This window comes from Pseudomonas sp. LPB0260 (assembly GCF_013388395.1).
The window spans coordinates 2,386,700-2,408,943 of record NZ_CP058247.1 but is presented as its reverse complement, the minus strand read 5'-3'; the positions used below and the strand labels follow the sequence as shown (position 1 = coordinate 2,408,943).

Below are 22,244 nucleotides of genomic sequence, written 5' to 3'. Positions count from 1 at the left end.
GTCGAGTCAGCAGCGCATCTGCCGCTCGCTGCCGTCCTCGGGGTCGCGGTAATGGATGATTGCCTGACTGGTGCTCAGCTCGACCTGCAGCCGGCAGTAATGCTCGCCGTGACGCCAGGCCATGGCCAGGCTGCTGTCGCTGGACTGGATCAGCTCGAAGCGGCCGGCGAAGGCCGGGTGCTGGCAACGCAGGCGCATCAACCTCAGCAGGCGCTGCACCACAGGCTGCTGCAGGGCCGCCTGCGCTTCGTCGAGGCTGTAGAAGTGGCGATTGACGTCGCGTGCCTCGCCGCTGGCCTCGGCCAGCTCGAAATCGTTGCAGCCGGCCAGCAGGCCGACGTAGTAGACCTGGGGGATGCCGGGGGTGAAGAACTGGATGGCCCGCGCGGCGATATAGGCCTCCTCGTTGCGCATCAACGCCTCGAAGAAGGTGCAGGTCAGCTGATAGATGGCCCCCACGCTGTGCACGTTGACCGCCGAGCGGCGCATGATCGGATCGGCGCTGCGGGTCGAGACCTCGTCGACCAGGTAGCGGATCTCCGCCTCGGGCAGCACGCCCTCGACATCGGGAATGCAGATGCCGTCGTGGGTATCGAGCACCGTGACCTGGTTGCGCGGGCACATGCGCAACCACTGCTTGAGGTAGCGGCTGTTGCCGGCGAGAAAGGCATGCAGCACCAGCGGCGGCAGGGCGAAGGCATAGGGCCGCATGTTGCGCCGCGAGATGGCGTACTGGTAGCTGATGTGATCGTGCACCTCGGGGAGCATCTCGGCACCGTACTTCGCCCCGGTTTCGCGGAACCACTCGAGAATCCCGTAGACCTCCGGCTCCACCAGGAAGCAGCTGCTGCCGATGCGCTTGGTGGTGTAGCCGAAGGCATCCAGGCGGAACAGCTTGACCCCGCGCGCGGCGAGGAAGGCCATGTACTCCTCCATCAGCCGGTAGGTCTGCGGCGACTCGTAGTTCAGGTCGATCTGCTGCTCGGTGAAGGTGCACCAGACCCGGCATTGCGTGCCGTCGGCCAGTTGCACCTGGCGAAAGGGCTCCTTCTCCCGGCGGATATGGATCTTCGCCAGGTCCTCCAGGCTGATCTCGCCCAGCTTGTCGACCTGCACGAACAGCTCGGCATGGGGCGAATCCTGGCCGCGAGCGAGGAAGTCGAGGAACTGCGGCGACTCATCGGCGATATGGCTGATGATCAGGTCGACACACAGATCGAAGCGCGCGGAAATGCGCTCGACATCGGCCCAGTCGCCATAGCGCGGATCGACCTCCATGTGGGTCAGGGGCGAGAAACCGCCATCGGCGTTGGACGGATACAGCGGCAGCAGATGCACCCCACCCAGGGCATCGCCCAGGTGTTGATCGAGCAGCTGGTAGAGTTCACCGAGATTGCGACCAAGGCGGTCGGGATAGGCGATCAGTTGGACAGCGTTGCGCAAGGACATACGGCCTCCTGGTACGGTGGGAATGACTGACGCAGCGCCAGACCACGGGTTAACCCCTAGGTCAGCCTAGCGCCCCCCGTCAAGCCAGGCACGGCAATCGCCGCCTCGCTGCCGCGCCCAGGCCATGCCGCTAGAGCCGCTGCAGCAAGGCCTGCAGCGTCGCCTCAGGCTGCAGCGTCCATAGCGCGTAGCTCAGCGGCAGCGTCTCCAGCCCGGCGCGCGACAACAGCAAGTAGCGTTCGAGCTGAAGGAAACCCTCGGCCTCACCGGGGAAGCCGATCAGATCGATGGCCAGGCACTTGTCACCACGCTGGCAGAAGATATCCAGCAACTGCCCGGCCAACGGATAGCCTGCCCAGGTTGTCACCCCATGGGCCTGCAGGGCCCGGCAGACTCGCCGCTGGAAATCGTCCAGGCCGCCGGGCGGCGCAACCGGCCCGGATCGCCCGAGCCGTTCCAGATAGCGCCGCAGCAGGTGCTGCGGCGGCAACTGGCGTTCGTCACCACTGAACAACAGCAGTTGACGCTCGCGGGCGCGGGTGATGGCCACGTTGAACATATCGGCACGGTTGAGGTAAGCCGCCGCCTGGCTCGCCCCGCCATGGATGGCGAAGCTGATGATCATCAGATCGCGCTCCTCGCCCTGAAAGCCGTAGGGCGTCGCCACCAACAGGCGAAACTCATGCACCACCTGCAACGACAGGCTGGCCGCGATGCGCTGGCGGATCTGTTCGACCTGAGCGCGGAACGGCGAAAGCACGCCGACACTGGGTTTCAACGGGCTGTCGCGATAACGCTCGACATGCGCGCGCAGCACGTCCAGCACCCGCTCGACCTCGAGCGGATTGACGCCATCGCCACCCCGCTCACCCGCCATCCGTTCGAGTTGCAGGCTGTCGCAGTGCTCCTGGCCGGGGCGCTCCTTCATCACCTTGAGCCGACGCTGGTAGAACTCGTCGTTGCTGAACCGGATCAACGCCGGGCGGCTGCGAAAGTGCTCGTCGAGGAAGGTCACCGCTTGCTGGCTGCTCAGCCGCAGCCCCACCAAATCCAGCACGCTGTTGTCGCGATAGCTCCACTGCTCGCGCTCCTCCCCCCCCACACCGGCCTGTTGCAAGAGGCGCAGCTCGCGGGCGCGAGAAAGGAAGGAGATATGCCGCAGCTGCCGAGCATCACCGCTGATCACCGCTCGCCGGCAGCGCTGGAAAGCCGGCAGGGCCGAGGCGATGTCGCATTGTGTGGCCTCATCCATGACCATCGCATCGAACAAGCCTGCGCGCAGTGGCAACAGGCGGTGCAATTCGTCCAGGGTCACCACCCAGATAGGAAAGGCCGCCAGCAACTGCGCTGGATCGATATCCTCGAACAAGGCCAGCTGGCGCTGCGAACTGCGGGCCCGCAGCGCCTGGTGGTAGCGCACGAAGGTACTCCGCTCGGTGCCCAGCAAGCGTCCCAGCCTGGTCGCGCGACGGCAGTTGATATGCTCGCGGCTCAACGCCTGGCGGCGCCGCTGGCACTCGCGCAACTCATCGAGCAGGTCCCAGGGGCGCGCGCTGCCGCGGGCCCGGCGCAGGGCCCAGGGCAGCTGCAGGTGGCGTTGCCAGAAACCCAGCGCCCCACGTTCGCCGCGGGCCAACAGCGCACTCCAGCGTAAGGCTTGCGCGCAGCGCTTCTGGAAGCCCTCGCGCAAGCGACGTTCGCGGGCCTCCAGGCGCTGCAGCTCGACGGCCAACCGTTCTTCTGCGCGACTCGATGCCTTCGGCAGGTCGCCCTGCAAAAGCCGCTGAAGCCTGTCGCGCAGGCTCGCGAGCATGCTCTGCCCATCACCAGCGAGAACCAGATCCTCGAGTCCGAAATCATCGCGCAGCTTCTGGGCAATCACGCGTACCGCCTGCTCGCTGCGGCTGACCAGCAACACCGTCTCGCCGTTGAGGTAGCGGTCCAGGGCCAGCGCTGCCAAGGTATAGGTCTTGCCGGTGCCCGGCGGCCCGGATAGCTGGCTCAGGGCAAAGCGCGCGGCATTGGCCAGCGCCTCGACCTGGGTCCCGCTGAGCTGCGCCGGCAAGCGCTCGGGCGTGCTGGAAGGTGCCGCGGGGTCAGCCCTGTCGGTCGCGCCGAGCAGCTGCAGCAAGGCTGGCGATAGCTGCGCGCATCCCTGCAACTCCTGCAGCTCATGGGCGATACCACGACTGCCGCTGCCACGCGGCACCAACGCCACCAGGGCCGCCGCCTGAAGGGACAGGAACTTGCGCCGCTGCGCCTGTTGCAGTGCCACGGCATGCTCCAGGCGTGGAAAAGCCGCGGCACCGGTCACATCCTGCACCCGGGTGTGCCGGCTGACCCAGCCGAGCAGATCGGCCAGACCAAGCGCGTCGAGCGGCTCCTGAGGCAGCGGCAAACCGTCCAGCTCCACATCTTGCTCGTCCGTCATCAGGCTGCGCAGCAAGCGCCAGTTGCCGTGGGGCTGCTGCAAATCGATGGAGAGGAAGTAGCTCTGGCCATCCGCGCCGGCCTCCAGCCGCGCCTCGTAATAGATCAGCGGCCCGCAGACCGAGCGTACCGGTGCATCTTCGGCCACCAGGCGCCCGCAGATCGGCAAGACCCCATAGACCAGCTGCAGTTCGCGCTGATAGAGGCTCTGCTGCTTGTCCAGGGCGGCCCCCAGGGCCGGCGGCAGCGGCAGCTTGGGCAAGGCGCCGCTGGCCAACTCCTCCGCCCCGGAGAACCAGGCCCAGCGCTCGCCCGGTAACTTGCCCAGGTTATCCAGATCCAGCTCACGGCTGTCGGCCAGGTAGCAGCTACGGTAGAAACCAATCAGTCGGCGGGCCCGCTCGGCGGCCTGTTCAGCTGCTGCCATCAATTATCCGCGTAGCGCCCCCAGAGGTCGTCGAACTCGCGACTGTAAGCCGCCACCAGCTGCGGGTGCTCGATTACCAGCAGGTTTTCCGCGTTACTGGTACTGGCACTGCGGGTCCAGTTGAAACTGCCGTTGAGCAGCAGGCGGCCGTCGAACAGGGCGAACTTGTGGTGCATATGGTGCGGGCCGGCATCGATGCGCAAGGGCACGCCCTGACTGCGCAGGCGCTCGATGTCACTGCCCGCATCGAACTGCTTTTCGTTGTCGCTGATCACTCGTACGGCAATGCCGCGCCGGTGACAGGCGAGGACCTCCTCGCTGAGCTGGTCGTCGGAGATGGTATAGACGCAGATATCCACGCTGCGGCGGGCCTGCCGGCACAGCTCACGGATCGTCCGGCGACAGCTTTCTCCGGGGCTGAAGTGGGCGCTGGCGCTGTCGAGGCGCGCTGGCGTGACACTGACATCCAGGGTCTTGACCACCTGCTCAAGCCATTTCAACGCCGCCTCGGTATTACCCGGGTCGGCGACCAGTTCGCGCACCAGGGCGAAGGCGCGATTGCGCATGAAACGCACCTGGTCCGGGGTCAGTTCGCTGCCGAGCTGGCGCAGCTCGGCGCGCTCCTCGTTGCTCAGGCGCAGGTCGGCCAGGCTGTCACGCAACTGCCGGTCGAGTTGCTGGAAATCCATGTTGACTCCTTGTCGTCAGCCCTGCCGCGGCCTGCGCGCGATTGCCGCATAGAGCACCCCGCACAAGGCACCGGCAAGATGGTATTCAAACGAAATGCCCTGATGCGGCAACAGGCCGAACCACCAGCCACCGTAATAGAACAGCACCAGCAGGGCCACCAGCAGGTTGCGCAGGCTGTGCTGGAACCAGGCGTTGGCCAGCAACAGCCCCCACAGGCCAAACAGCCAGCCGCTGGCACCGACATGCATGCCCGGGCGGGCGAACAGCCATACCAACAGGCCGCTACCGAGGATGATGAACAGACTGGCCAGGACGAAGCGCCGGCGCGAATCGAGCATGGCCAGCCAGCCGAGGACCAGCACCCCCGGCAGGTTGCCCAACAGGTGCAGCCAGCCACCATGTAGCCAAGGCGCGAACAGGATGCCCGGCAGGCTAGCCGGATGGCGCGGCAACAGCCCCCAGGCATTCAGCGCATTGCCGCTGACACTGTTGAACAGCTGCAGCACCAGCATCAGCGCCGCAATCCCCAGCAGCAGCTGCAGGCGCGGCGCCCACCAGGCGCTCATCGTTCGCCGGCTTCCGGCTCCGCCTGATCGGGCCGCTGGCCGACGAAGTGGCCAAGCTCGCGCAACCGCGCGGCCATCTCGCCCATGCGGTTGTGGGTGCGCAGGTCGATGTCGAGCTTCTTGTCCATTGCATTGATCAGCGGCATGAAGCTGTTCTGCAGGGTGTCGGCCAGCTTTTCCAGCAATACCTGCACCCCCGGTTGCGCTGGCGCCACTACCTCCACCGCCACCTGCGGCTGCGCCTGGCCGAAGCGTTCCAGGCTGGCGAGCAACTGTTCCCAGGGCAACTGTGCGGCCTGCTCAGGCTGCCGCTGCAGGCTGGCGCCGAGGGCGCGAACGCCTTCGACCAGGTCGTTGAGCTGGGCCACCACTCGCCCGCCAACGTCGCTGTCGCTGCCGCCCATGGCCTTGTTGCGCAGGAAGTCGCGCTTGATCTGGGTCCAGCGCTCGGCCTGCTCGGGGGTCTGATTGCCACGCAGCTCGGCTAGTTTCAGCAGGTTTTCCTCGGCGCCGGTGGTCAGCAACTGCGCCTCACCCTGGTAGTGGTCGGCGACCAGCTGCAGCAGCTCGGCATCATTCATCACCGCGCTGATCTTCTCAGCCATCTTGTTCATGTTGCGGTAACTGCCCTGCAACTTGAAAGGCGGCTCACTGCGGTAGTGATCGGCCTGGGCGGCGCTGGCGATGTACTGCTGATTGACCTTGAGCACCACGTCGCGCACCTGCATCAGGCGCTGCAAGGTGCTGACGATCTCGTTGATCTCTGCGCCGCTGTAGCTGTGGCTCAGTTCATTGCTGGAGAACGGCTTGCCTTCGGCCTTGGCGACGAAGCGATAGACATCGCCCATGTCGCGGGTGGCCAGCGGTGCCAGCACCGGATTGGAGGTCAGGCCGTTCTCGATATAGGACAGCGCGAAAGCTTCCTGCATGCCGCCCAGGGTGTCGCCGAGGTTATAGATATCGGCGCGGTTGGCCAGCATGTCGGGAATCTTGAAGACCTCGCCGGACTCGGTATAGGGGTTGCCGGACATCACCACGCAGAACTTCTTGCCGCGCATGTCGTAGGTCTTGGTCTTGCCCTTCCACACGCCTTCGATACGCCTGGTGCCATCACAGAGCGAGATGAACTTCTGCAGGAACTCCGGATGGGTGTGCTGGATGTCATCGACATAAAGCATCACGTTGTTGCCCATCTCCAGGGCCAAATTGAGCTTTTCCAGCTCCTGCCGCGAGGTGGCGTCCGGCGCCTGGGCCGGGTCGAGGGAGCGCACCTCATGGCCCAGGGCCGGGCCGTTGATCTTCATGAAGATCAGCCCCAGGCGGTGTGCCACGTACTCCATCAGCGTGGTCTTGCCGTAGCCCGGTGGCGAGATGAGCATCAACAGGCCCATCAGGTCGCTACGCTTGTTTTCCCCGGCGGTGCCCATCTGCTTGGCCAGGTTGTCGCCGATCACGCCCAGGTAGACATCGTTGATCAGCTTGTTACGGACGAAGGAGCTCAGCGGCCGCGGCTTGAACTCGGCCAGGCGCAGTGCCTCGCGCTCGCGGGTGACCACCTCCTGGCGCAGCGCCTGATAACGCTGCAAGCCAGGCAGGAACTGTGCGCGATGGGCGCGCAGGCGGGCGAAGTAATCATCCACCGCCAGCACCAGGCTGCGCTCCTGAATACGCGGGTGGTCGCCCAGCAACCCGGTCACCGTGAAACGCAGGTCGACCTCGGTTATGCGCCGCGGTACCTCCTCGGCCAGGAGCGACAAGGCCACCGCCTCGCCAACATAGCCGCGCAAGGCGGCGAACCCCGGGTCCATGCACAGGCCATGCAGCCAGTTCTCGACGAGCCCCCATTGCGCCGCCGGACGCTCGTGCAGGCGCGCCAATGCCTGCTGGAAATCGTCCCACATGCGCGCCTCCTGCAAGCGCGACTTGAGGCCATCCAACAGCTGCTTGGCGTACTTGCTGAAGGTGAACTCGATACGCTCGGCCGCCAGCTCCTGCACCAGATATTCGGCGGCCTCCTCGACCTGGTTTGGTGGCACGCCCAAGGGTTGCTCGACGAGAAACGCCTGCAGGGCCGTGGCGATTTCCGCCTGCAGGCCGAGCAGGCCGTCGCGCCGCCCGAATAGCTGAAGGATATGCCGGCTGGTACGCGCCCGCTCCGGCCACTGGCCGATTGCCGGTTGCCCCCGGCGCAGACTCCAGAACAGGCTGGCCAGCGCCCGCGACGGTGCCGCGTAGCGCAACAGCCCGGCGCTCTCGCGCAGCGGCAGCAGCTGGCCGAGCAGGGCCGCCGCGTCATGGTCGTGGATGCCTTTCTGGTAGCCCTCCTTGTAGCGCGGCGCGGCGAAGTCGCGGAGCAATTTGACCAGGCCCTCGGGCTGCATCAGCAGGCTCTTCACGTGCGCCAGATCGAGCCCGTCACGACCGGCATCGGCTGCCGCCAGCAGCTCACCGGCCAGGTACTCGGCGCGGTACAGGCTGGCCGACTCCGACTCCAGGGACACCTGCCAATAATCGCGCAGCGACTCCAGCTCCGCGTCGCGCAACGGCTCGAGGAAGTCGGTGCCGGTCAGGTGCAGGTACAGCTGGTCGCCGCGTGGCATCAGGGTCAGGTCGAGTTCCTGGGTGTTGACGCTGAAGCGATGGCGCGGCCCGAGCTTGATGACGTTACCGCCTTCCTCGAACAGCTCGCTCTTGTCGCGCAGGGCACGCACCGCTTGATCCTTGGCCCCCTTCAGGCGCGCCTCGACATCGTCGGCCTTGACGCTGTCCTTCAACTCGCGCAGGCGCTCGGCCAACTCGCGCAGTTTGAGGATCAGCGGGTCGGCGGCGAAGAAGGCATTCAGCTCCTCGGCCTGGGTGAACCGTGCGGTACGCCGGCCGAGGCTGTCGAGGATGCGCCGCGCGGCATCCTGCAGGCCCTGGGCCCTGCGCTGACGCTCGTCGAGCAGCGCCTGCTTGTGGCCCTCGAAGGTCTCCAGCAGCTCTTCGCGCTTGGCCATGATGTCGCCGAGGAACTGCTCATGATCGCCGAACTGGCTTTCCAGCTCCTCGAGCTGAACCAGCAGCCGCGACAGCTCCTCGTCGCAGCGCTCGGGGTCCTGGGCCATGGCCAGGGCGTTGGTGATGCCCTGGCTGAACAACTTGAACTGGGCGCCGAACTGCGCCACGGCTTCCGCCGAGCCGAGCCCCTTGCGCCGCTGCTCGGCACGGGCCTTGGCCTGGTTGAGACGAGCGTATATCTCCGAGATGGATTCGACGATGCGGGTGCGCTGAGTCGCATCGTCGATCTGCAACGAGGCCATCAGCCCGGAGAGCATGTCGAGGTTGCCGGCCATGGCCCGCAACTCGGCCAGCGGCTCGCTCAGTTGCGCCACGCTTTCGGCTTTCTGCGCCTGACCATCCAGTGCTTGCAGCTGTTCGACGTAGGGTTGCAAGGCCGCGTCGCTGGCGAGGAAGGCCGAGGTAGCCAGCGCCACCCGCTCCTGGGCGACGCGCAGCTCGGCTTCCATGGCGTCGATGCGCGCCACGTCGATGTAGCGGTAGTCGCGGATGGTCAACAACTGGCCGCGCTGGGCGGTGAGGCCATTGAGCGCATCGACGAAATGCTGCACCTGGTCCCAGCTGTCCGTCCGCAAGCTGCCCAGCAATGCCTGCTGCCGGGTCTCGGCCTCGCCCATGGCGCGACTGGATTGACGACGGATGCTCTCGACCTTCTCGAACTCATCCAGCACCAGTTCGCCGCTGCCGGCTATCTCGCGCAACAGCGGCGCCAGGCCCTGGCACTGGGCGTCGTCGAGCCAGTGGTAGATATCGAACAAGCGCCGGGTGTTCTGGCACAGTTGGGTATAACGGGCGACCGAGACCTCCGGGCTGTCGATCTCGCGACTGAGGTTGAAGAGATCGGACACCCCGCGCACCAGCTCGGCGTTGCCTATGCGCCCGAAGAAACCGCCGCGGGACGGTTGGCGGGCGGCGAACTCCTCGGTGAAGAAGGGCGTCTGCCAGATCTGCATGGGGTGAATGCGCGTCGGCTCCTCGCCCTCGGCGGCGAAGATCACCATGCGCCCGTCTTCCAGGCGCGCGTAGCCGTGGCCGAACAGCGGGTTCTGCAACTGGCGGGTGATCATGTTGTAGGTAAGCAGCACCGAACGGCCCTGCTCGGGGTGATAGAAGATGTACTGCACGTCCTCGCCATTGGGCGAACGTACTGCGCGCTTGAAGCGCATGCCCGCCATGGACTGCTCGAACGCCTTGCTTTCTCCGTTCTGCAGGTAGTAGCCGCCGGGAAAGATGATGCCGTGGTCTTCCGGCAACTGCACACAGGCTAGGCCTATGGCGTCGATGCGCTCGACCTTGCGCGTCAGACTGTTGAACACCAGGTAGCGCCACTGTTCTTCACGGTACGGCAGCACTTTGAGCAGGATCAGACTGCCCAGCCGGGCGAACTCGATCTGTGCATCATCCAGCGACTGGGTCTTGTCCAGTACCGCTTCGCGGTAGATGCCCAGGCCATCTTCGGTGTTGTTCTCGACCTTGACCGTGAGGTCGCCGCCGATGGTCTCGACGAACAGCGTATCGAGGATGTTCAGGTGCGGATGGCGGCCACTGACCACCATCTCGCGAGTGGTTTTCTGCCACTCGAAATCGAATGGTTCCGGCAAGGCGATGTCGCGCTCGCCGCGGTTGTCGATGTAGCGGATCTCCGTGCCGTCGACCGAGATCGACCAGCGGAACACCCGGATATCGCTGATGCGTTCGCCGATCTGGAAGCTGGCCAGCAGCTTGCCGTCGCGCACCAGCAGCTGCAGCAGGCGGGTGTTCTTGTAATAGGTGTAGAGCTCGTTGAAGTCGTTGACGAAGCTGCTCTGGGCCAGAAAGCTGCCATCCAGCGGCAGCGCTTCGGCCTCGTAGCCTTCGCCCTGCTCGCTCAGGCGATAGAGGGAAAACACGTCGCCGACGCGGGTTTCCTTCTTCAGCCCGAGAAACACGTTGTAGCCGAACAGCAGGCAGTCGCCGACCTGCACGATATCGCGCGCCGTGCAGTTGTTCTCGGTGCGGATGCGCACCCGCCCGACCACCGCCATCTGGCTGCTGCCGAACTCGTCAAGACGCTGCTGATTGAGCGTCTCGGTAATCTGGCGCAGGCGTTGCCCCTGCTCCTGCAGGCGCTTGTGCAGCACCTCGTAGGCGCCGCCTTCGGCGACGGCCTTGTCCAATACATCCTGTGGCTGGGCTACGGCTGGAGCATCCGACATCGTGGTCTTCCTGAATCTGCGCTGTCTGCAAGCAAAGACGCCCCACCAGGCGGGGGCAGAGGCCAGAGGGCAAGCCTTGGCTTGCCCCGAGGGCGAAACGAACGGCTTTGCCCCTTATTTATGCCCCGATTTTTCTCGCGATCTCGGCAAGCTTGTCGTGCATGGCCTGATCGATCTCCTCCGCTTTGATGTGACCGATGATCCTCTTCAGCACGCGAATCTCGTTGTCATCAATCACCCCGTCGCGCTCGGCGATATCCAGTAGCGCGCCCAACTCCTGCACATCCAGACGACCGTCATTGGCGAAGCACTGGATCGAACGGAAGGACATTTCCAAATAGTCTCTTGGTTCCGACATCAAGCTTTCCCTGTTCATTGCTGGTGGTATGAGGCTCGGCGTTCACCTGCATGGCAGGTGCCCAGCGAGCGACTCGTTCCTTGATCGACCAGCCTCCAGCGCCCTCAGCGGCGCTGGCGGCTCTGGCGCCTCAAGCCTCCTTGATATCCGCCACTGCCGGCGTCTTGGCCTCGGCCGAACGACCATTCAGCAGCCGCGCCAGCACGTCTTGAACCACCGGGCTCTTGCCTACCACGCCCTCGATGGCCTTGCCCACCGACAGCGACTTGGCGAAGGAGTTGAAGAAGTCGCCTTCGCCGCCGACGATCTCGATCTTCGCCTTGCCCAGTGCGGTGGCCAGCACTTCGGCCTGGTCCTTGGCGATGTCCTTGTTGGCCGCGATAGCCGCCATGGCTTCCTCGAAGCTCTTCTCCAGCTGCATGCGGAACTCTTCATGAGCCCGGGCGCTGTCACTCAGCGCATCGAGGGCACCGAACTTCTTGCCCAGGCCCTCGGCCTCGGCGTTCAAGCGCTCCAGCAGGACGTCCGCCTCGGCCATGCCCAGGTCCTTGGTCGCCTTGGCCTTGGCCACGCCGAGCTGCTCTTCGCCACGCGCCTGGGCGCCCAGCTTCTCCTCCAGCACCCTGGCCTCGGCCAAGCCATCTTTCTCCTTGGCCGCCGCCTGAGCTTCGGTAACCCGCGCCTCGGCCAGGCCTTTCTCCTGCTCGCCCTTGGCTTCGGCGATCAGTCGCTCGGCCTGCACCCGCGCCTCGGCAAGACCTTCCTTCTCCTTGGCCGCGGCGGTGACTTCGCGCACTCGGGCGTCGGCCAGGCCTGGCGCGGCACGCTCGGCCTCGATGCCTTCGGCCAGCTTCTTCTTGGCCTCGGCCTGCTTGGCCGCCGCTTCGAGTTCGGCCTGGGCCAGGGTGTTGATCTCCACCGCCTTGTGCTTGGAACGGGTCTCGTCGGCCTCGGCCTGCTTGACCTGGCGTACCAGCTCCTGCTCGGCTTCGGCCTGGGCCTGCAGGACGATGACCTGCTTGGCACGGTCGGCCTCGGAGACCTCGCGCACCTCCTTGATCCGCTCCTCTTCCTGAGCCACGGTCTTCTCCACCGCCACGCGCTCGCGGATCACCCCGGCGATGTTCTTGCGCTCTTCTTCAAGCGCCTTTTCCTTCTCGATACGCTGCAGCTCGACTTCGCGCTCGCGGGCCACCACTTCCAACTCCTTGGCGCGGGTCACCTTCTCCACTTCGATGACCACCGCGCGCTGGCGATTCTGCTGCGCCACCTCGACCTCGCGCTGATGGTTCTCGGCGCGGATGTCCAGCTCCTGCTGGGTCTGGATACGCGCCTGCTCCGCCTTAAGCCGTTCTTCTTCCTTGACCTTGAGCGTCTCGGCCTCCTCGCGGGCGCGAATGGTCTCGATCTCGCGCTTCTGCCGCGCTTCGGCGTCGGCCTGCTGGCGCTCCAGGGCCAGGGTCGCCTCGCGGGTCTCGACGTTCTTCTTCTTGATCGCCAGTTCTTCGTTGCGCTCCAGATCGTTGGTGATCACATTCTGCGCGGCGGTCAGCTCGGTGATCTTGCGAATGCCTTCGGCGTCGAGGATGTTGCTTGGGTCCAGGGAGGCCTTGGAGGTCTGCTCCAGGTAGTCGATGGCGACGTCTTCCAGGACATAGCCGTTGAGATCGTTGCCGATCACCTCGACGATGCGGTCACGAAAGTCCTGGCGGTTCTCGAACAACTGGACGAAGTCGAACTGCTTGCCGACGGTCTTCAGCGCCTCGGAGAACTTGGCATTGAACAGCTCGTTGACCGCGGCGCGATCGGAGGCGCGATCCACGCCGATGGCCTTGGCCACCTTGAGCACGTCTTCCTGGGTCTCATTGACGCGCAGGTAGAAGGCCACGGTGATGTCGGCGCGCATGTTGTCCTTGCAGATCAAACCGTCCTTGGCGCGGCGGTCCACTTCCAGGGTGATCAGGGAGATCTTCATGAACTCCTTGAGGTAGATCACCGGATAGACCAGGGCGCCGGTGAAATGCACCTTGGGCGTCGACGACATGTCGTTGACGATCAGTGCCGTGCCCTGCGGGACCTTGATATAGAAGGCCTTGAACAGCACGAAAAAGCCGAATATCAGCAAGAAGAACAGGCCAACACCGGTCAGGAAGGGCATCAGTAACTCGAGGCTCATTGCGATCAATCTCCTTTGATTCTGGGGTGAGTGGGGCCTTAGAGGCCCTTGAACTCGTCCTCGGTAATAACCCGGTAGGCATGCTCGCCCTCCAGATATTCCAACAACACGACTCGGTCGCCGCGTTTGAAACCTCTCGCCTCCTCGGCACGCACACGCAGGATCAGTCCCGCGCCACCGTCCTCCAACAGCGCCTCACCATGACTCAGGCTGACTCGCCCGCTGCGCACCACCGCAGTCTGACCCAGTACCGACTTGCTACTGGTAGCCTCCAGCTTGCGAAACAGCGGGCGCAGCGGGCGGCATAACGCCGCGCTGACCGGTACCGCCAACAGCAGTGCTACACCGGCCACCAGGATCCCCAGCGGATACCGCAACAGCTCCAGCGGCAGGTAACGCAGCACAAACAACTCGGCGAAGTAACTGACCAGCCAGGCGAAGAAACACAGCAGGGTCAGCACCAGGGTCACCGGCACGCCATTCAACCCCAGTTTGAGCAGCAGCCCGGCCAGGCCTTCCGGCTGCAGCGAATCGAGCGCCGAATCGGCCTCGATATCCAGCAGGTCGACCTCGAGTATCCCCAGGGCGGCGACACACCAGTAGAGAATTGCCAGGCTCAGCAGGAAGCTGAACAGCAGTGTGGGAAACGCCAGGGCGCTCTGCAGGAAAATATCCATATGGTTCCTATCCCGGTGCACGACGCGCCGGGGCCTTGCTGCCCCGGCGCCGCTTTAGCGAGCAATCAAGTCTTGGCCTTGCCCTTGAGGCGGGCTAACACGCTATCGGCGCTGGCGCCATCCGGCACTATGCCGGCGGCGCGCAGCTTGCTGTCCAGCGCTGCATCGCCACCTTCCGCGGCGGCCAGTTCGGCCGTGGCCTCCATCTTGGCCGCACGCTCGGCCTGCTGCTGCTTGATCCGCTCCAGCGACTCCACCGCGGTGTGCAGTTTGGCTTGCGAGCCTCCAAAGCGCTGGGCCACAGCCATCTGAGCTTTCTGCACGCTTTCTGTGGCCTTGACAGTGTCCACCTGTTGCTTCAAGCGCTTGATATTGCCCTCGGCCTGGCTCACCGCGTGACGCAATTGCGCAACGCTGGCGGCGTAGCCTTCGGCCTGCTCACGATCACTGGCCAGGGAGCTTTCCAGGTTGGCGATCTTCATCGCGACTTCCTTGGCCAACCCCTCGTCCCCCGCTTCCAGCGCCTTGAGGGCGTACTGCTCATACTCGGCGACCTTGGCTGCACCCTTACTGGCACGCTCGGCGGCTAGCTTCTGCTTGGCCATGATCTCGGCCAGAGCCTCCTTGGACTTGCGCAGCTCCAGATCGGCGTCGCGAATTTCCTGGTCGAGGATACGCAAGGCCTGCCCATCGACTATGGCCTCGCCCATTTCATTGGCACCGCCACGCAGTGCCGTCAGCAACTTGCTCCAGACGTTCATCGGACTCTCTCCTTCACAGTGGCTCTAAGCGCTAGCCTTGAGGAAGCCCTCGTAGGCTTCGGTTGCCTTGATCACATTGTCCGCCAACAACTCGATCTCCAGTACCACATCAGAGAGAGTCGAGGCCGCACTCAACGCGCCGAACATGGTGTAACAGTCCTGTCCATCCGGCAGGGTTTCCAGACCGATGCTCGACAACGGAAACAGCTTGTGGCTGCGCAGCACTTCTTCATTGAAGGCCTGAACGTCGCGCACATCGCTGGCGGGCCAGAGCAGCGCCTCGACGATAATCTGTTCGCCATACACGGCGACAAACAGCGGTAGATCGCCATATTCACGCATGGTCACATGCAGGCTCGCATCGGCGCCCTGTATCAGCTCGATTGAAGCGCCGCCTTCCTTGCACAGCTCGGCGGCCGAGAGCGCATCGAACAGTGCTTGTGCAGTCCAAACCTGAGGCATATGCATACCTCCCTCCTTCTCCATAGAGGCCAGCCTCGTTTGCGGCTGGCGCAGTTTCCGTTCAAAGGCCGCGAGCACCTGGGCGTGCTCGGGCAATATCCAGACTTCCTTCTTCACCAATCCCTGCTCGCGCAGGCGCTGGCGAAACAAACGCTGATAATGGGCTGACGATTTGCTTTCCATGACGCAGAGACTAGGCCATCACATGTAATGAATCAATGCATCACATGTAATTTCCTGAACAGACTCAGACGATGAACAACAAGGCCCCGCAACCACCAACGGACGTCGACCTGGAGACAGGAAAAGAGGCCGGACAGCGCCGAAGCAAGCCGACCTGCCACTCGTAAGCGCTGGGCGTCACGCCCCGGGGAATTTAACCGCAGAACCCCGCACGCACGTCCGACAAAAGTGCCAACTGCGTCTCATACAAACGCAAGATCGCCGCCCCGCACATAAGACATGGCAACCCTTAGCCTGCAGACACGCAATCGAATAGGCTAGGCGCGAAGCGCCATCCACACGGAGTCATGCATGAATCCCAGCAAACCCCTCGCCGGCCTCAAGGTCATCGAACTCGGCAGCCTGATCGCCGGCCCCTTCGCCGCGCGCATCTGCGCCGAGTTCGGCGCCGAGGTGATCAAGGTCGAGTCACCGGACGGCGGCGACCCGCTGCGCAAGTGGCGCAAGCTGTACGAGGGCACCTCGCTGTGGTGGTTCGTGCAGGCACGCAACAAGCGCTCGATCACCCTCAATCTCAAGCATGAGCAGGGCCGCGAGGTACTGCTGAAGCTGCTCGCCGAGGCCGACATCCTGATCGAGAACTTCCGCCCCGGGGTCCTGGAGAAGCTCGGCCTGGGCTGGGACGTGCTGCACGCGCTCAACCCCAGGCTGGTGATGGTACGTCTGTCCGGCTTCGGCCAGAGCGGCCCGCTGAAGGACCAGCCGGGCTTCGGCGCGGTGGGCGAGTCCATGGGCGGGCTGCGCTACATCACCGGCTTCGAGGATCGCCCGCCGGTGCGCACGGGCATCAGCATCGGCGACTCGATCGCCGCCCTCTGGGGCGTGATCGGTGCGCTCATGGCGCTACGCCATCGCGAGGTCAACGGCGGCCAGGGCCAGGTGGTGGACGTGGCCCTGTACGAGGCGGTGTTCGCCATGATGGAGTCGATGGTCCCGGAGTTCGACGTGTTCGGCTTCATCCGTGAGCGCAGCGGCAACATCATGCCGGGCATCACCCCCTCCTCCATCCACACCAGCGCCGACGGCCGGCACGTGCAGATCGGCGCCAATGGCGACGCCATCTTCAAGCGCTTCATGCAGGCCATCGGCCGCCACGACCTGGCCGACGACCCGCAGCTGGCCAGCAACGACGGCCGCGATGCGCGCCGCGACGAACTCTACGGAGTGATCGACCGCTGGGTCGGCGCACTGCCGCTGGAGCAGGTGCTGACCATCCTGAGCCGGGCCGAGGTGCCGGCCAGCCGCATCTTCAGCGCCGAGGACATGTTCACCGACCCGCAGTTTCTCGCCCGCGAGATGTTCCTCAGCGCCAAGCTGCCGGACGGCAAGCCATTCAAGATGCCCGGCATCGTGCCCAAGCTGTCGGACACCCCGGGCTCTGCCGAGTGGATAGGCCCCAGGCTCGGCGAGCACACCGAGGCCCTGCTCGCTGAACTAGGCTATGAGCAAGAGCAGGTCGCCGAGCTTCGGCGCAGCGGAGTCATCTGAAGGCGACCGGGAGGCATGCGATGCAGCAGGCCGAAGAGCAACTGCCGCCTGACGTGCTCCGGGCCCTGCACGCCGGTCACCGCGTGAGGGCCATCGGATTGCTGCGCGCCCACTCGGCCATCGGCGCCAAGGAGGCCGAAGCGCGCATCGACCGCTACCTGGAGGACAACCCGCCGATCCCCCTGCGCGGCCCCGGCATCGTGGCCTCCAGCCGGCTCAATGCCTTGGTGTGGGTCGCGCTGATCGTACTGATGGGCCTGGCGTACCTGTTGCTGGCCAGCTGAGGGGCGGAGTCCGCGCCCTACAGGCGATTGCTGAACAGCAGCAGAAGCACGCCCAGCAGCAGGCTCAACAGCACCCAGAAGCGCAGTCCATGCCGATGGCTGCTCGCGGGCCGAGCCGCAAGCAACTCCGGATGGGCATGCAGGTAAGCGTCCACCACCGCCTTGGCCTGCCGCAGCTCCAGCCCACGACTTTCGCGTAGCACCTTGATCGCCTCGACCTTGTGCCCCTGCTGCAACGCCGCCATCACCTGGGGCGGCAATTCATCGCGCTGCTCGTTCATGGCCTGCCTCGCGCCGCCACGCCTGTAACACTCTGAGCCTAGCCGGCCATGGCCGCCGGCGCCGCCCGCAGAAACGCGAAAGCCCGCTGCCGCCTGGGGCGACAACGGGCTTTGCAGGCGCTGGCGCGGGGCTTACAGCGGCTTGCCGCGATTGCCGTGGGCCGTGACGAAGCCCTGTACGGTCTTCAGATCATTGGCCAGCACGGTGCAACGCTCCTCGCGCTCGAACAGGTCGGCCAGGTGCGGCGGCAGCTGCGGCGACTGGCCGATGCCGGCCTTTTCCACCGCCTCCGGGAATTTCACCGGGTGGGCGGTACCCAGGATCACCATCGGCACGGCCAGGCTGCGCCGGCATTCGCGCGCCGCGCGCACGCCGATGGCGGTGTGCGGATCGAGCAACTCGCCGCACTCCTTGAACACCTCGGCAATGGTCTCGCAGGTGGCCCGGTCATCCACGGCCAGGGAATCGAACAGCTTGCGCGCCTCGGTCCAGCGATCCTGCTCGACGCTGAAACCGCCCCCCTGCTTGAAGTTGGCCATCAGCTCGGCGATCGCCGCGCCGTTGCGTCCATGCAGGTCGAACAGCAACCGCTCGAAGTTCGACGAGACCATGATGTCCATCGACGGCGACAGGGTCGGGTGCAGGGTGTCCTTGACGTACTGGTTGCCACTCATGAAGCGGTGCAGGATGTCATTGCGGTTGGTCGCGACGATCAGCTGACTGATCGGCAGGCCCATGTTGCGCGCCAGGTAGCCGGCGAAGATGTCGCCGAAGTTGCCGGTCGGCACCGAGAACGCCACCGAACGGGCCGGACCGCCGAGCTGCAGGGCCGCGTGGAAGTAGTAGACGATCTGGGCCATGATCCGCGCCCAGTTGATCGAATTCACCGCCACCAGGCGCGTACCCTTGAGGAAGCCCTGGTCGGCGAAGCTGTCCTTGACCATCTCCTGGCAGTCGTCGAAGTTGCCTTCCACGGCGATGTTGTGGATGTTGTCGCCGAGGATGGTGGTCATCTGCCGGCGCTGCACCTCCGACACCCGCTGGTGCGGATGGAGGATGAAGATGTCGACGTTGTCGCAGCGACGGCAGCCTTCGATGGCCGCCGAGCCGGTGTCGCCGGAGGTCGCGCCCATGATCACCACGCGCTCGCCGCGCTTTTCCAGCACGTGATCGAGCAGGCGACCGAGCAGCTGCAGGGCGAAATCCTTGAACGCCAGGGTCGGGCCGTGGAACAGCTCGAGCACCCACTCGTTGCCGTTCAACTGGCGCAGCGGCGCCACGGCGTTGTGGGCGAACACGCCGTAGGTTTCCTCGAGGATCTTCTTGAAGTCGCCGTCACTGATGCTGCCAGTCACGAACGGGCGCATCACCCGGAAGGCCAGCTCGTGGTAGGGCAGGCCGGCCCAGGAGGCGATCTCCTCCTGGGTGAAGCGCGGCAGGTTCTCCGGCACGTAGAGGCCGCCGTCGCTGGCCAGGCCGGCCAGCAGCACGTCTTCGAAATTCAGGGCCGGTGCCTGGCCGCGGGTACTGATATAACGCATGACTCTGTTCCTCAGACCAGTTGCTCGACACGGATGCGCACGACGCTGCCGACCACGTCGTCCAGCGCCTCCAGGGCGGCGATGGCCCCATTGATGCGCGCCTCGACCACCCGGTGGGTGACCAGGATCATCGGCACCAGGCCGTCATGCTCCTCGACTTCCTTCTGCATGATCGACTCGATGTTGATGCCGCGCTCGGACAGGATGCTCGCCACCTGGGCCAGCACGCCCGGATGGTCCTTGGCCTGGATGCGCAGGTAATAGGCGCTCTCGCACGACTCGATCGCCAGGATCGGGTGATCGGACAGCGAATCCGGCTGGAACGCCAGGTGCGGCACGCGGTTGGTCGGGTCGGTGGTCAGCGCGCGCACCACGTCGACCAGGTCGGCCACCACCGAGGAAGCGGTGGGCTCCATGCCGGCGCCGGCGCCGTAGAACAGGGTGCTGCCGGCGGCATCGCCGTTGACCATGACCGCGTTCATCACGCCGTTGACGTTGGCGATCAGGCGGTCGGCCGGGATCAGGGTCGGGTGCACGCGCAGCTCGATGCCGGCGTCGGTGCTGCGCGCCACGCCCAGGTGCTTGATGCGGTAGCCCAGGGCCTCGGCGTAGTTGACGTCGGCCGTGGTCAGCTTGGTGATGCCCTCGGTGTAAGCCTTGTCGAACTGCAGCGGAATGCCGAAGGCGATGGAGGCGAGGATGGTCAGCTTGTGCGCCGCATCGATGCCTTCGACGTCGAAGGTCGGATCGGCTTCGGCGTAGCCGAGGGCCTGGGCTTCCTTGAGCACGTCCTCGAAGGCGCGGCCCTTCTCGCGCATCTCGCTGAGGATGAAGTTGCCGGTGCCGTTGATGATCCCGGCCAGCCAGTTGATGCGGTTGCCGGCCAGGCCCTCGCGAATCGCTTTGATCACCGGGATACCGCCGGCCACGGCCGCCTCGAAGGCGACGATCACGCCCTTCTCGCGGGCCTTGGCGAAGATTTCGTTGCCGTGCACGGCGATCAGCGCCTTGTTCGCAGTGACCACGTGCTTGCCGTTGTCGATGGCCTTGAGCACCAGGTCGCGAGCCAGGGTATAGCCACCGATCAGCTCGATGACGATCTCGATCTCGGGATTGTCGACCAGCTCGAAGACATCCTGGGTAATCGCAATACCGGTAATGTCGCACTGCGGGTTCTGCGAACGCAGCGCAATCTGCGCCACTTCGATGCCACGCCCGGCACGACGCGCGATTTCCTCGGCGTTGCGCGTGAGCACGTTGAAGGTACCGCCACCGACGGTGCCCAACCCACAGATGCCTACTTTGACCGGTTTCACACTGAACTCCCCATCTGCACTGCGTAAAACGGCCGGAGCAAGCTCCGGCCGTGGAAAATGAGCCGCACCTTACGAAGCGGCCGATTATTAGTCAATCGAGTCGAGGCCCGGGGCTACTTGGCCTCCAGGGCCTGCTGGGCCAGCTGTGGCGCCGGTTGATAACCGGGGATCAGCTTGCCGTTGGCCAGGACGATCGCCGGCGTACCGTTGACCCCGATCATCTGCCCGAGGGCGTACTGCTGGGCGACCGGGTTGTCGCACTGCGCCTCGGGCACGTCCTTGCGGGCCTTGGCCAGATCCATGGCCGCCAGACGATCCTTGGCGCACCAGATACTGACCATCTCCTGGTAAGCCGGACTCTGCAAGCCCTGGCGCGGGAATGCTACGTAGCGCACCTCGACGCCGAGACGGTTGAGCTCGGGCACTTCGCTGTGCAGCTTCTGGCAGTAGCCACAGTCGGTATCGGTGAACACGGTGATGTGGGTCTTGGCCTGCTTGGCCGGGAACACCACCATTTCCTTGGCGGCAATGCCATTGATCTGCTTGGCGATGGCGCGACTCTCTTCCTGCTCGGTCAGGTTGATCGCCTGGCCGTCCTTGAACTGGTAGAGATAGCCCTGCAGGACGAACTGGCCGTCGGCGCTGGCATACAGCTGGCGTCCGCCCTTGAGCTGGACCTGATAGAGACCCGGCATCGGGCTCTCGGCGATCGCCTCGATCGGCATGTCGGGCTGGATCGACAGCAGGTTCTGGCGGATGGCCTGATCGGGATCTGCGGCCAGGACAAAGGTGCTGGCCAGGGCAACAGCCAGGGCCGCAGAAATGCGGGTCAAACGCATGGAAACTCCTGTCGAGCGAGGGACTAACGAAGATTTGCACAGCCTACCATAGAAGCCGGCAATGACAGACCACGGCAGCCGGACGGCCATCTCAGCCCCGTGGATGGTGCTGGGCGTGCAATTCCTGCAGGCGCGCACGGGCGATATGGGTATAAATCTGCGTGGTCGACAGGTCGCTGTGGCCCAGCAGCATCTGCACCACGCGCAAGTCCGCGCCATGGTTGAGCAGGTGGGTGGCGAAGGCATGGCGCAGGGTGTGCGGCGACAGCGATGAGGAAATACCCGCGACCCGGGCCTGCAGCTTGATGCGGTGCCAGAAGGTCTGGCGGGTCATCTGCTCGCCGCGCAAGCTGGGAAACAGCACGTCGCTGGGCCTGCCGTCGAGCAGCAGCGGACGCGCCTCCTTGCTGTAGCGCTCGATCCAGGCGATCGCCTCTTCCCCCAGGGGCACCAGACGCTCCTTGCTGCCCTTGCCGAAGACCCGCAGCACGCCCTGGCGCAGGTTGACCTGCTCCAGCGTCAGGCCGACCAACTCGCTGACCCGCAGGCCACAGGCATAGAGCACCTCGAGCATGGCCCGATCACGTAGGCCGAGTGGCTCGCCCAGCTCCGGGGCCGCCAACAGCGCCTCGACATCCGCCTCGGAAAGCGACTTGGGCAGCGGACGACCGAGTTGCGGCAGGTCGACCTGCAGGGTCGGGTCGAGCGCGATCAACCCCTCGCGCAACAGGAAGCGATAGAGGCCGCGGGCAGCGGAGAGGAAGCGCGCGGTGGAGCGCGCCTTGTAGCCTTCGTTCAGGCGCCAGGCGAGGTGGTCGAGAATCGCCTCGCGCCCGGCGCGCTCGAGCAGCAGGCCGCGCTCATCGAGCCAGCCGTTGAAGTGCGCCAGATCACTGCGATAGGCCGCACGCGTATGCGCTGACAGGCCCTTTTCCAGCCACAGGGCATCAAGGAAGCGGTCGATCAGGGGATGGTCTATGGCTGGCATGCGGGACTATGG

The 22,244-nt window shown here is 64.9% G+C and carries 17 protein-coding genes; 2 read left to right on the top strand and 15 right to left on the bottom strand.

Features of this window, described 5'->3' with window-relative positions:
* Positions 1 to 6: 6 nt before the first annotated feature.
* The 10 genes from gtfA to LPB260_RS10650 form a co-directional block, all read right to left on the bottom strand.
* The gene (gtfA, locus tag LPB260_RS10695) at positions 7 to 1,449 is read right to left on the bottom strand and encodes a sucrose phosphorylase (RefSeq protein ID WP_208708707.1); all 1,443 of its coding nucleotides are present in this window, start codon (positions 1,447 to 1,449) and stop codon (positions 7 to 9) included.
* Positions 1,450 to 1,579: 130 nt separating this feature from the next.
* Entirely contained in the window at positions 1,580 to 4,306 is a 2,727-nt protein-coding gene (locus LPB260_RS10690; protein WP_208708706.1) for a DEAD/DEAH box helicase, read from the bottom strand.
* Positions 4,306 to 4,995 carry a phospholipase D-like domain-containing protein gene (locus LPB260_RS10685; protein WP_208708705.1) on the bottom strand — a complete coding sequence of 230 codons (690 nt, stop codon included), beginning with the start codon at positions 4,993 to 4,995 and terminating at the stop codon, positions 4,306 to 4,308. The genes LPB260_RS10690 and LPB260_RS10685 overlap by 1 nt, the downstream gene beginning before the upstream one ends.
* A 15-nt stretch (positions 4,996 to 5,010) precedes the next feature.
* Positions 5,011 to 5,562 carry a rhomboid family intramembrane serine protease gene (locus LPB260_RS10680; RefSeq protein ID WP_208708704.1) on the bottom strand — a complete coding sequence of 184 codons (552 nt, stop codon included), beginning with the start codon at positions 5,560 to 5,562 and terminating at the stop codon, positions 5,011 to 5,013.
* A complete protein-coding gene (locus LPB260_RS10675; RefSeq protein WP_208708703.1) occupies positions 5,559 to 10,817 on the bottom strand; it encodes a DNA repair ATPase in 5,259 nt (1,752 codons plus the stop codon). Before LPB260_RS10675 ends, LPB260_RS10680 begins: the two co-directional genes overlap by 4 nt.
* Positions 10,818 to 10,935: 118 nt before the next feature.
* Positions 10,936 to 11,148, bottom strand: a complete 213-nt coding sequence (locus tag LPB260_RS10670) for a hypothetical protein (RefSeq protein WP_256625601.1) — start codon at positions 11,146 to 11,148, stop codon at positions 10,936 to 10,938.
* A 157-nt stretch (positions 11,149 to 11,305) separates the two neighbouring features.
* A complete protein-coding gene (locus LPB260_RS10665; RefSeq protein ID WP_208708701.1) occupies positions 11,306 to 13,351 on the bottom strand; it encodes a flotillin family protein in 2,046 nt (681 codons plus the stop codon).
* Positions 13,352 to 13,389: 38 nt separating this feature from the next.
* Entirely contained in the window at positions 13,390 to 14,028 is a 639-nt protein-coding gene (locus LPB260_RS10660; protein ID WP_208708700.1) for an OB-fold-containig protein, read from the bottom strand.
* 65 nt (positions 14,029 to 14,093) lie between these two features.
* Positions 14,094 to 14,789, bottom strand: a complete 696-nt coding sequence (locus tag LPB260_RS10655; protein ID WP_208708699.1) for a PspA/IM30 family protein — start codon at positions 14,787 to 14,789, stop codon at positions 14,094 to 14,096.
* A 24-nt stretch (positions 14,790 to 14,813) separates the two neighbouring features.
* Complete coding sequence (locus tag LPB260_RS10650; RefSeq protein ID WP_208708698.1) at positions 14,814 to 15,434, bottom strand: YjfI family protein; 621 nt, start codon at positions 15,432 to 15,434, stop codon at positions 14,814 to 14,816.
* Between the two features lie 351 nt (positions 15,435 to 15,785).
* On the opposite strand from LPB260_RS10650, the gene LPB260_RS10645 reads away from it, so the two are divergent.
* Both LPB260_RS10645 and LPB260_RS10640 read left to right on the top strand, forming a co-directional pair.
* Positions 15,786 to 16,982 carry a CaiB/BaiF CoA-transferase family protein gene (locus tag LPB260_RS10645; protein ID WP_208708697.1) on the top strand — a complete coding sequence of 399 codons (1,197 nt, stop codon included), beginning with the start codon at positions 15,786 to 15,788 and terminating at the stop codon, positions 16,980 to 16,982.
* A gap of 20 nt (positions 16,983 to 17,002) precedes the next feature.
* Positions 17,003 to 17,266, top strand: coding sequence for a hypothetical protein (locus LPB260_RS10640; protein WP_208708696.1), 264 nt, complete (start codon positions 17,003 to 17,005; stop codon positions 17,264 to 17,266).
* 17 nt (positions 17,267 to 17,283) lie between these two features.
* Here the strand turns inward: LPB260_RS10640 and LPB260_RS10635 are convergent, their stop codons facing one another.
* The 5 genes from LPB260_RS10635 to xerD all read right to left on the bottom strand — a co-directional run bounded on the left by LPB260_RS10635 (position 17,284) and on the right by xerD (position 22,232).
* On the bottom strand, positions 17,284 to 17,547 hold the full coding sequence (locus LPB260_RS10635) for a 50S ribosomal protein L7/L12 (protein ID WP_208708695.1): 264 nt from the start codon (positions 17,545 to 17,547) through the stop codon (positions 17,284 to 17,286).
* Between the two features lie 132 nt (positions 17,548 to 17,679).
* Complete coding sequence (thrC, locus tag LPB260_RS10630) at positions 17,680 to 19,089, bottom strand: threonine synthase (protein WP_208708694.1); 1,410 nt, start codon at positions 19,087 to 19,089, stop codon at positions 17,680 to 17,682.
* 11 nt (positions 19,090 to 19,100) lie between these two features.
* Positions 19,101 to 20,405 (bottom strand): homoserine dehydrogenase, encoded by a 1,305-nt coding sequence (locus tag LPB260_RS10625; RefSeq protein WP_208708693.1) that lies wholly within the window; start codon positions 20,403 to 20,405, stop codon positions 19,101 to 19,103.
* A 113-nt stretch (positions 20,406 to 20,518) separates the two neighbouring features.
* Positions 20,519 to 21,244: a thioredoxin fold domain-containing protein gene (locus tag LPB260_RS10620; protein WP_208708692.1), complete on the bottom strand. Its 726-nt coding sequence runs from the start codon at positions 21,242 to 21,244 to the stop codon at positions 20,519 to 20,521.
* A 91-nt stretch (positions 21,245 to 21,335) separates the two neighbouring features.
* Positions 21,336 to 22,232 carry a site-specific tyrosine recombinase XerD gene (xerD, locus tag LPB260_RS10615; RefSeq protein WP_208708691.1) on the bottom strand — a complete coding sequence of 299 codons (897 nt, stop codon included), beginning with the start codon at positions 22,230 to 22,232 and terminating at the stop codon, positions 21,336 to 21,338.
* Positions 22,233 to 22,244: the final 12 nt, after the last annotated feature.

Excerpts from the sequence above, each read along its gene's own strand:
- gtfA (WP_208708707.1), bottom strand. The coding sequence starts at position 1,449 with ATGTCCTTGCGCAACGCTGTCCAACTGATCGCCTATCCCGACCGCCTT.
- LPB260_RS10690 (WP_208708706.1), bottom strand. The coding sequence starts at position 4,306 with ATGGCAGCAGCTGAACAGGCCGCCGAGCGGGCCCGCCGACTGATTGGT.
- LPB260_RS10685 (WP_208708705.1), bottom strand. The coding sequence starts at position 4,995 with ATGGATTTCCAGCAACTCGACCGGCAGTTGCGTGACAGCCTGGCCGAC.
- LPB260_RS10680 (WP_208708704.1), bottom strand. The coding sequence starts at position 5,562 with ATGAGCGCCTGGTGGGCGCCGCGCCTGCAGCTGCTGCTGGGGATTGCG.
- LPB260_RS10675 (WP_208708703.1), bottom strand. The coding sequence starts at position 10,817 with ATGTCGGATGCTCCAGCCGTAGCCCAGCCACAGGATGTATTGGACAAG.
- LPB260_RS10670 (WP_256625601.1), bottom strand. The coding sequence starts at position 11,148 with ATGTCCTTCCGTTCGATCCAGTGCTTCGCCAATGACGGTCGTCTGGAT.
- LPB260_RS10665 (WP_208708701.1), bottom strand. The coding sequence starts at position 13,351 with ATGAGCCTCGAGTTACTGATGCCCTTCCTGACCGGTGTTGGCCTGTTC.
- LPB260_RS10660 (WP_208708700.1), bottom strand. The coding sequence starts at position 14,028 with ATGGATATTTTCCTGCAGAGCGCCCTGGCGTTTCCCACACTGCTGTTC.
- LPB260_RS10655 (WP_208708699.1), bottom strand. The coding sequence starts at position 14,789 with ATGAACGTCTGGAGCAAGTTGCTGACGGCACTGCGTGGCGGTGCCAAT.
- LPB260_RS10650 (WP_208708698.1), bottom strand. The coding sequence starts at position 15,434 with ATGGAAAGCAAATCGTCAGCCCATTATCAGCGTTTGTTTCGCCAGCGC.
- LPB260_RS10645 (WP_208708697.1), top strand. The coding sequence starts at position 15,786 with ATGAATCCCAGCAAACCCCTCGCCGGCCTCAAGGTCATCGAACTCGGC.
- LPB260_RS10640 (WP_208708696.1), top strand. The coding sequence starts at position 17,003 with ATGCAGCAGGCCGAAGAGCAACTGCCGCCTGACGTGCTCCGGGCCCTG.
- LPB260_RS10635 (WP_208708695.1), bottom strand. The coding sequence starts at position 17,547 with ATGAACGAGCAGCGCGATGAATTGCCGCCCCAGGTGATGGCGGCGTTG.
- thrC (WP_208708694.1), bottom strand. The coding sequence starts at position 19,089 with ATGCGTTATATCAGTACCCGCGGCCAGGCACCGGCCCTGAATTTCGAA.
- LPB260_RS10620 (WP_208708692.1), bottom strand. The coding sequence starts at position 21,244 with ATGCGTTTGACCCGCATTTCTGCGGCCCTGGCTGTTGCCCTGGCCAGC.
- xerD (WP_208708691.1), bottom strand. The coding sequence starts at position 22,232 with ATGCCAGCCATAGACCATCCCCTGATCGACCGCTTCCTTGATGCCCTG.